At 73.2% G+C, this 7,861-nt stretch carries 8 protein-coding genes; 3 read left to right on the forward strand and 5 right to left on the reverse strand.

The window, feature by feature from the left end; genetic code table 11:
• Positions 1-73: 73 nt before the first annotated feature.
• Both AB0I16_RS23960 and AB0I16_RS23965 read right to left on the reverse strand, forming a co-directional pair.
• Entirely contained in the window at positions 74-745 is a 672-nt protein-coding gene (locus AB0I16_RS23960; RefSeq protein ID WP_363251553.1) for a response regulator transcription factor, read from the reverse strand.
• The gene (locus AB0I16_RS23965; protein ID WP_363251554.1) at positions 742-2,010 is read right to left on the reverse strand and encodes a histidine kinase; all 1,269 of its coding nucleotides are present in this window, start codon (positions 2,008-2,010) and stop codon (positions 742-744) included. The genes AB0I16_RS23960 and AB0I16_RS23965 overlap by 4 nt, the downstream gene beginning before the upstream one ends.
• Positions 2,011-2,167: 157 nt before the next feature.
• Between AB0I16_RS23965 and AB0I16_RS23970 the strand changes: the two genes are divergently transcribed.
• Positions 2,168-2,374 carry a hypothetical protein gene (locus tag AB0I16_RS23970; RefSeq protein ID WP_363251555.1) on the forward strand — a complete coding sequence of 69 codons (207 nt, stop codon included), beginning with the start codon at positions 2,168-2,170 and terminating at the stop codon, positions 2,372-2,374.
• Positions 2,375-2,429: 55 nt separating this feature from the next.
• Here AB0I16_RS23970 and AB0I16_RS23975 read toward each other — a convergent pair whose 3' ends face one another.
• Positions 2,430-2,855, reverse strand: coding sequence for a ribonuclease (locus tag AB0I16_RS23975; protein WP_363251556.1), 426 nt, complete (start codon positions 2,853-2,855; stop codon positions 2,430-2,432).
• A gap of 265 nt (positions 2,856-3,120) precedes the next feature.
• Between AB0I16_RS23975 and AB0I16_RS23980 the strand changes: the two genes are divergently transcribed.
• On the forward strand, positions 3,121-3,861 hold the full coding sequence (locus AB0I16_RS23980; protein WP_363251557.1) for an SDR family oxidoreductase: 741 nt from the start codon (positions 3,121-3,123) through the stop codon (positions 3,859-3,861).
• An 87-nt stretch (positions 3,862-3,948) separates the two neighbouring features.
• Here the strand turns inward: AB0I16_RS23980 and alc are convergent, their stop codons facing one another.
• Both alc and allB read right to left on the reverse strand, forming a co-directional pair.
• Positions 3,949-5,079: an allantoicase gene (gene alc / locus AB0I16_RS23985; protein WP_363251558.1), complete on the reverse strand. Its 1,131-nt coding sequence runs from the start codon at positions 5,077-5,079 to the stop codon at positions 3,949-3,951.
• Positions 5,080-5,083: 4 nt separating this feature from the next.
• Entirely contained in the window at positions 5,084-6,460 is a 1,377-nt protein-coding gene (gene allB, locus AB0I16_RS23990) for an allantoinase AllB (RefSeq protein ID WP_363251559.1), read from the reverse strand.
• A 368-nt stretch (positions 6,461-6,828) separates the two neighbouring features.
• Between allB and AB0I16_RS23995 the strand changes: the two genes are divergently transcribed.
• Positions 6,829-7,638, forward strand: a complete 810-nt coding sequence (locus AB0I16_RS23995; protein ID WP_363251560.1) for an IclR family transcriptional regulator — start codon at positions 6,829-6,831, stop codon at positions 7,636-7,638.
• The last annotated feature ends 223 nt before the right edge of the window (positions 7,639-7,861 follow it).

The raw sequence follows: 7,861 nt of genomic DNA on the forward strand, positions 1-7,861 counted from the left end.
CACGGCGGTGCCGGTGACGAACGGCGCCCGGAGCGACGCCGTCACCCCGCGGCGCGCGGGGCGGGGCCGAGCCTCAGAGGTCCTGGTCCAGCAGCCCCGCGTCATGCACCAGCAGGGCGATCTGCACGCGGTTGTTGAGGTCCAGCTTGGTCAGGACGCGGGAGACGTGCGCCTTCACCGTGGCCACGCTCAGGAACAGCTCCGCCGCGATGTCCGCGTTCGAGCCGCCGCGGCCCACCGCGACGGCGACCTCGCGCTCCCGCTCCCCGAGGGCGTCGAGCCGGGCCAGCGCCCGCCGCCTGCGGTCGAGCTGCGGGTCGGCGCCCGTCACCCGGCTGATGAGCTGCTGCGTCACCGTCGGCGAGAGCACCGGCTCGCCCGCGGCGACGGCACGGACCGCCGCGACGATCTCCGCCGGGGCGGTGTCCTTCAGGACGAAGCCGGCCGCGCCCGCCCGCAGCGCCCGCAGGACCTGTTCGTCGGCGTGGAAGGTGGTGAGCACGATGACCTCGGGCGCGTCGGGGCGCTTGCGCAGCGCCTCCGTGGCGGCGAGGCCGTCCATCGTGGGCATGCGGATGTCCATCAGGACCACGTCGGGGCGGAGTTCGCCGACGCGTGGCGCGACCTCGCTGCCGTCGCCCGCCTCACCGACGATCTCGATGCCGTCCGCGCCGCCGAGCATGAAGGAGAGCCCCGCGCGCACCAGCGGATCGTCGTCGACGAGCAGCAGCCTGATCGGTTTCATGACGCCCACGGTAGCCAGGCGTCCAGGCGGAAGCCGCCGTCGGGCCCCGGTCCGTGGGCGAGGGTGCCGCCCGCGAGCGAGGCCCGTTCGGTGAGCCCGATCAGGCCCTGTCCCGAGCCCGGCACCTTCGGCACGTCGCCGGGCGGCGCGGGGTTGGCGACGGTCATGGTCAGCCCCTCGCCGGCCCGCCCGGAGACGGTGACGGTCACCTCGGCGCCGGGGGCGTGCTTGCGGGCGTTGGTCAGGGCCTCCTGCGCGATGCGGTAGGCGGTGCGCCCGAGGGCGGCGGGCACGGCCTCCGGGTCGGTGACGCGGCTGTCCAGGGTGACCTTCATGCCCGCCTCGCGGCACTCGGCGATCAGGGCGCCGAGGGCGGCGAGCGTGGGCTGGGGCCTGCCGGACGCGTCCGTGTCACCGCCGCGCAGGACGCCGATGACCTGCCGCAGGTCCTGCAGCGCCTCGTGGGAGCTCTCCCGGATGACGCCCGCCGCGCGGACGATCTCCTCGCGCGGCGCGTCGGGGCGGAACTCCAGGGCGCCCGCGTGCACGCTGAGCAGGGTCAGGCGGTGGGCGAGCACGTCGTGCATCTCGCGGGCGATGGCCTCGCGGGCCAGGCGCTGGGCCTGTTCGGCCCGGAGGGCGGCCTCGTTCTCCGCGCGGACGGCGCGGTCGCGCAGGCTGAGCAGCAGCTCGCGGCGGGAGCGCACGAACATCCCCCAGCCGATCACGGTCGCCATCAGCAGGACGCCGAAGGCGATGGCCGCGAGGTAGGGCAGCTCGGCGTCGGGGCGCAGCCAGAAGGTGAGGGGCACCGCCACGAGCGAGGCGGTGCCGATCCAGGCCACGTAGCGGAAGGGCCGGTGCACGGCGAGGGTGAAGAGGGCGATGGTCGCCGCGCCGCCCGCCGTGTCGGAGATGACCGTGACCGGCACCATCGCGATGGCGAGGCCGACGGGCCAGCGCCTGCGCAGCCAGACCGCGGCGCAGGCGAGCGCCCCGATCACCTGGTCGAACGTGGCGACACCCGGCGAGACATGCGGGTTCTGCCCGACGGCGTCGGCGCCCACCATGCCGATGACGACGGCGACGAGGAAGCAGGAGAAGTCGACGACCCAGTCGCGCACGGTCCGCCGCTGCTTGCGTCCCGCACGGCTGGGATCGAACTCCCTGGCGAGTGCGGAGGGCAGCGTCCACGGACTCCTGGCCAGGGGCTGGGGGTGGTCGGCCACGGACTCGGATCGCCGCGGGGGTTCGGTACCGCTCATGGTCGGCAATCTACGCACCGCGGACGGCGCACGGCGTCCCGTGCCTGTGATCGGCTACGAAAGTCACCCCGGTCCGCGACTTTCGGCCCGGACCGCGCGGCGGACCCTCGCCCTCCGGTGGATGTGCGCGGGAGGGGGGCGGGGCGAGGATCACGGGATGAAGCGGCTTCTTGAATGCGTGGGCGTCGTTCTGCTGCTCCAGGGCGCGGCCGGTCTGGTGCACGAGCTGACCGGCCGCCTCGACGGCTGGGGCGTCGTGGCGCGCCTGCGGTTCCTCGACGGCTACGAGGTCTACGCGAGCGTCACGCTGACCGTCCTCGCCTGCGCGCTGTTCGCCGTCGCCGAGAGCCGCGGCAGGCGCTGACCCGGGCCCCGGCGGACGGGGCCAGGGTGGTCGGCCGGGGTGCCGGCTCGGACCCTCAGCAGCCGTGGTCGACCAGGTCGAAGGACGCGTAGTGGTCGGCGGTGTAGTAGTCCTCCTGGCTCTTCTCACCGGTGACGATGCGGCGGGCCCCGCGGTCGTCGGAGCCCGGCGTGACGACCGTGTACTCGTGGTAGTAGCCGGAGCCCTGCCGCGGCAGCTCGCCCTCGCGGTTCTGGAAGACGGTGCCGTCCTGCGGGAACGGGTAGGGGCCGCCCGCCGCGATCAGGTCGAGGGTGTCGTGCGCCTCGGAGGGCAGCGCGGAGAGACAGATGTCGCCGACCGCGGCGGCGGAGTACGGGGCCGGGGCGGAGTGGGCCACCGGGGCGGCCGGGGCCGCGCCCGCGGTGGCCGTGACGGGGCCGCCGATGAGGAGGGCGGCGGCGAGGGCGGATGCGCCGAGGATTCGTGGGGGGATTCGCATGGGGCCAGTGTGACGCGCGTAGAGGTTGGCGTGTCAACGCCAAGTCCGGGAAATTCGCCGCTAGTTCACGGACCTTCACCACTCTCCCCCGCCCCCCGCGGTCTCCCCCGGCCGGCCGGGCGCTCGGTCTCCCGGCCGGCCAGTTCGGTGTCCATTTACCGCCAGCCCCGGCCCGCCCGGACGTCTTTCATTGAGCGCACAAGCACTTCTCGCCCCAGAACGGCAGAAGTCACGCGTAACGACAGCATGTGAAAGAGGTACGGACATGTCTTCTCTCATCGGCAGGACCGCCCTGGTGACCGGCGGCAGCCGCGGCATGGGCGCGGCGATCGCGCTGCGCCTGGCCCAGGAGGGCGCGGACGTGGCGATCACCTACGTACAGAACGAGAGCGCGGCGGACGAGGTCGTCGCCAAGATCCGGGCCATGGGGCAGCGCGCCCTCGCCATCAGGGCGGACGCGGCGGACGCCGGCGACGCCGCGGGCGCGGTGGACCGCGCCGCCGACGACCTCGGCGGCCTGGACATCCTGGTGAACAACGCGGGCATCGGGGTGCTCGGCCCCCTCGGCGACCTGACGCTCGCGGACCTCGACCGGGTCCTCGCCGTCAACGTACGCGGGGTCTTCCTGGCCTCGCAGACCGCCGCCGCCCGGCTCCGCGACGGCGGCCGGATCATCACCATCGGCAGCTGCATGGCCCAGCGCGTCCCCGGCCCCGGCGGCACGCTCTACGCGACGAGCAAGGCCGCGCTGGTCGGCCTGAACAAGGCGCTGGCACGGGAGTTGGGCGGCCGCAGGATCACGGCGAACCTCGTCCAGCCGGGTCCCATCGACACCGACATGAACCCGGCGGGCGGCCCCTTCGCCGAGGGGCAGAGCGCCATGACGGCCCTCGGCCGCTTCGGCTCCGCCGACGAGGTGGCGTCGCTGGTCGGCTATCTCGCCGGGGACGACGCCGCGTACGTCACCGGCACCGAGCTGTCGGTGGACGGCGGCCACGCCGCCTGACGCGTCCCCGGCGGGGCGTCCGGTCATGAGTGCGGGGCGCACCGGGGCTGTCCACCCGGTGCGCCCCGCGTTCGGGGAGGGCGCCGGTCAGCCGCCCAGCTCCCGGTGGCGGGCGGCGAGGCCGGCCGCGCCCTGCTCGGTCAGCGAACCGAACAGGCGCAGACGGGAGATGCCGCCGTCCGGGAAGATGTCGATACGGGCGTGCGTACCGACGGCCGGCGTGTCCAGGACGAAGCGGTGGTTGGTGTCGGGCTGGAGCCGCGTGCGCGGCAGGGCCTCGACCCACTCCCCCGACTCGCCGTCACGTATGGAGAGGGCGGCCCAGCCGGCGGAGTTGCCCTTGAGGTAGGCGGTGTCGATCTCGACGGCCCGGATCTCGGACTGCTGCACCAGCTGGTAGCGAATCCAGTCGTGGCCGTCGTCGCGGCGGCGGCGGGTCTCCCAGCCGTCGTCCATCTTGCGGGAGCGGCCCGGCTGGATGGTGTTGGTGGCCGGGGAGTAGAAGCGGTCGGAGGCGTCCTCGACCTGGCCGCCGTTCTCCAGGGCGACGACGTCGAACGTGCCGAGCGCGGCGAGCCACGCGGGGTCGGCGACGACCTCGCCGTAGACGCGGAGGCGGGCGATGCCGCCGTCCGGGTGCTGGTTGACGCGCAGGTGCGTGAAGCGCTGCTCGACGTCGACGGCGAAGCCGTTGGCGGCGTGTCCGCCGACCGGGGTGCGCGGGACGAGGGTCGTCCACTTCACGTCGTCGCCGCACAGCTCCTCGGGCGTCGGCGAGCCGTCGACGCTGGTGCCCTCCACGGAGACGGCCTGCGGGTAGTTGCCGCGGAAGTGGGCGGTGTCGACGACGATGCCGCGTACGACGCCGGGCGCGCCGAGCCGTACGAGCGCCCAGTCGTGGTCGTCCTCGGTGGGCCACGGGTGTTCGCCCGAGACACCGCGCCTGCGGCGGGTCTCCCACCCGTCCATGACCTTGCCCTTGTGGCCGAAGTGCTCGGGGTCGAACACGGCGGCGTGCGGGAGCAGCAGGTTCTCGCGCATCGCGAAGAACTCGTCGTTGGCGGCGATCACACCGGCCCCGAGCTGCCGGTCGGCGAGGTTGGCGTACTGGGTGAAGGGGAAGTCGGCCGTGCGGTAGTCGGCGTAGGGCTCGCCGCCGCCGTAGGGGCTCGCGTCGCCGGTGAAGGTGGCGGGGGTAGGGGTGTTCTGCGCCGTCACGGTGTCAGTTCTTCCTTTCCAGAAGTCGGCCTGCGGGTTCGGTGAACTCGCCGCCGTGCAGGATGCGTTCGCCGCGCAGCCAGGTGGACTTCACGACGCCGCTGAGGGTCTTGCCCGCGTACGCCGTGACCCGGTTCCTGTGCTGGAGCTCCGCGGGGTCGACGGTGAAGGTCTCGTCGGGCGCGAGGACCGCGAAGTCGGCGTCGCGGCCGGCCTCGATGGCGCCCTTCTGGTCGAGTCCGACCAGTTCCGCGGTGCGGGTGGACATCCACCGCACCACGTCCTCAAGGGTGTGCCCGCGCTTCCTGGCCTCGGTCCAGACGGCGGGCAGGCTGAGCTGGAGTCCGGAGATGCCGCCCCAGGCGGTGGCGAAGTCGTCGGTCTTCAGGTCGGCGGTGGAGGGCGAGTGGTCGGTGACGACGCAGTCGATGGTGCCGTCGGCCAGCGCCGCCCAGAGCAGGTCCTGGTTGTCCGCCTCCCTGATGGGCGGGCAGCACTTGAACTCGCTGGCGCCGTCGGGGACTTCCTCGGCGGTCAGGGTCAGGTAGTGCGGGCAGGTCTCGACGGTCAGCCTGACGCCCTCGCGCTTGGCGGCGGCGATGAGCGGGAGCGCGTCGGAGGAGGACAGGTGCAGGACGTGCACCCGCGCGCCGATCCGCTTGGCGACCGCGACGAGCCCCTCGATCGCGGTGTTCTCGGAGACCCGCGGCCGGGTCTGGAGGTAGTCCGCGTACTTGGGGCCGCTCTTGTGCGGGGCGGCGTCCAGCTCGTGCGGGTCCTCGGCGTGCACGATCAGGAGCCCGCCGAACCCGGTGATCTCGGCCATGGAGGCGGTGAGCTGGTCCTGGTTCAGCTCGGGGAACTCCTCGACGCCGGAGGGCGAGAGGAAGCACTTGAAGCCGTACACACCCGCGTCGTGCAGCGGCTTGAGGTCCTGGACGTTGTCGGGGAGGGCTCCGCCCCAGAAGCCGACGTCGATGTGCGCCTTGGGCCTGGCGACCTCCTGCTTGGTGCGCAGGTTGTCGACCGTCGTGGTCGGCGGCAGGGAGTTGAGCGGCATGTCGACGAGCGTGGTGATGCCGCCGGCGGCCGCGGCGCGGGTGGCGGTCCAGAAGCCCTCCCACTCCGTGCGGCCGGGGTCGTTCACGTGGACGTGCGTGTCGACGAGGCCGGGCAGCAGGACGTCGTCGCCGAGGTCCTCCAGACGCGCGCCGTCCGGCACGGGGGCGTCGTACGCGGCGACGGCCGCGATCTTCCCGCCGGAGACGGCGACCGAGGCGGCCCGGGTCCCCTCCGGGGTGACGACACGTGTGGAGCGCAGCACCAGCTCCGCCTCGCCGTTCCCGGCACTCGCGACGGCGTCGACGTCTCGTTCGGACACCCGTGTCCCCTCTCTTCGTCTCTTCTGTTCCGCTACACAGACCTTGTGTTTCCGCTTAACGGAATTCAACGTTCTGTTGAAGAAGTTTTCACGCTCGCTCTCGTGGCGTCAAGGGTCGGATGCGGGCCCGAGGGCGGCCGGCGGGGCGCCGGAAATCGGCACTGGACTTTTCCACAAGGTGGAAATATGATTCCGCTCACCAAAACGTAGCTACGCACAACGACGGCGCCGAAGGCTCCTTGGACAACCCCATGGAGACGCGGACAAAGGCGACCCGACCGGCGACGGCGCGAGAGCGCGCCCGAGCCCCGGCGAGGAACCGCCCGGTAGGCTGCTTCCTTGCCCGCCAGCACCGAAAGGAACGCGCCGTGCCGACGTCAAGCGCCAACGACGCCCTTGCTGAAGTCGCCGCCTCAAAGCCCCCCGCCGCGAGCGGTGGCGTCCAGTCCCTAGAGCGCGCCTTCGATCTCCTTGAGCGGATGGCGGACGCCGGGGGCGAGGTCGGTCTCAGCGAGCTCTCCGCCAGCAGCGGCCTCCCGCTGCCGACGATCCACCGCCTGATGCGCACGCTGGTCGCCTGCGGCTACGTACGCCAGCAGGCCAACCGCCGCTACTCCCTCGGCCCGCGCCTGATCCGGCTCGGCGAGTCCGCCTCCCGGCTGCTCGGCACCTGGGCCCGGCCCTACCTCGCCCGCCTCGTCGAGGAGACCGGCGAGACGGCGAACATGGCGCTGCTCGACGGCGACGAGATCGTGTACGTGGCGCAGGTGCCGTCCAAGCACTCCATGCGGATGTTCACCGAGGTCGGCCGGCGGGTCCTGCCGCACTCCACGGGCGTCGGCAAGGCACTCCTCGCCCACACGCCCCCCGAGGAGGTGCGGGCGCTGCTCGCGCGCACCGGGATGCCCGCGGCCACGGAGAAGACGATCACCACGCCGCAGGGGTTCCTCGACGCGCTGGAGGAGGTCCGCCGCGCGGGGTACGCGGTCGACGACAACGAGCAGGAGATCGGCGTACGGTGCCTCGCCGTGCCGGTGCCGGACTCGCCGACGGCGGCGGCCATCTCGATCTCCGGCCCCGCGGGGCGGGTCACCGAGGCGGCCACGGAGAAGATCGTGCCGGTGCTCCAGCAGGTGGCCGTGGAGCTGTCGGCCGCCCTCACGACGGCTGGCTCCTGAGCCTCGGACGGCCCTGAACCACCGCTCCGCGGCGCCCCCTCTCCCACCCACCCGCCTCCCCGGAACCACGAAGCAGCGGCCCTGCCCCTACGGCACCCATGGACCACGGGGTACCGGGCGGGCGGGAGGGAGACGCCCGCCGCGCAGCCGGGGGGGTGGGGAGAGGGGGGGGGGGGGGGAGAGTGTTGTTTAACTGGGGGTGGGGGGGGGGGTGGGGGGAGCG

The organism is Streptomyces sp. NPDC050703 (genome assembly GCF_040654435.1).
In the GTDB taxonomy this organism is placed as follows: domain Bacteria; phylum Actinomycetota; class Actinomycetes; order Streptomycetales; family Streptomycetaceae; genus Streptomyces.

Bases quoted from the DNA above. Each gene is read 5' to 3' on its own strand.
- AB0I16_RS23970 (WP_363251555.1), top strand. From the start codon at position 2,168: ATGAAGCGGCTTCTTGAATGCGTGGGCGTCGTTCTGCTGCTCCAGGGC.
- AB0I16_RS23965 (WP_363251554.1), bottom strand. From the start codon at position 2,010: ATGAGCGGTACCGAACCCCCGCGGCGATCCGAGTCCGTGGCCGACCAC.
- AB0I16_RS23975 (WP_363251556.1), bottom strand. From the start codon at position 2,855: ATGCGAATCCCCCCACGAATCCTCGGCGCATCCGCCCTCGCCGCCGCC.
- AB0I16_RS23980 (WP_363251557.1), top strand. From the start codon at position 3,121: ATGTCTTCTCTCATCGGCAGGACCGCCCTGGTGACCGGCGGCAGCCGC.
- AB0I16_RS23960 (WP_363251553.1), bottom strand. From the start codon at position 745: ATGAAACCGATCAGGCTGCTGCTCGTCGACGACGATCCGCTGGTGCGC.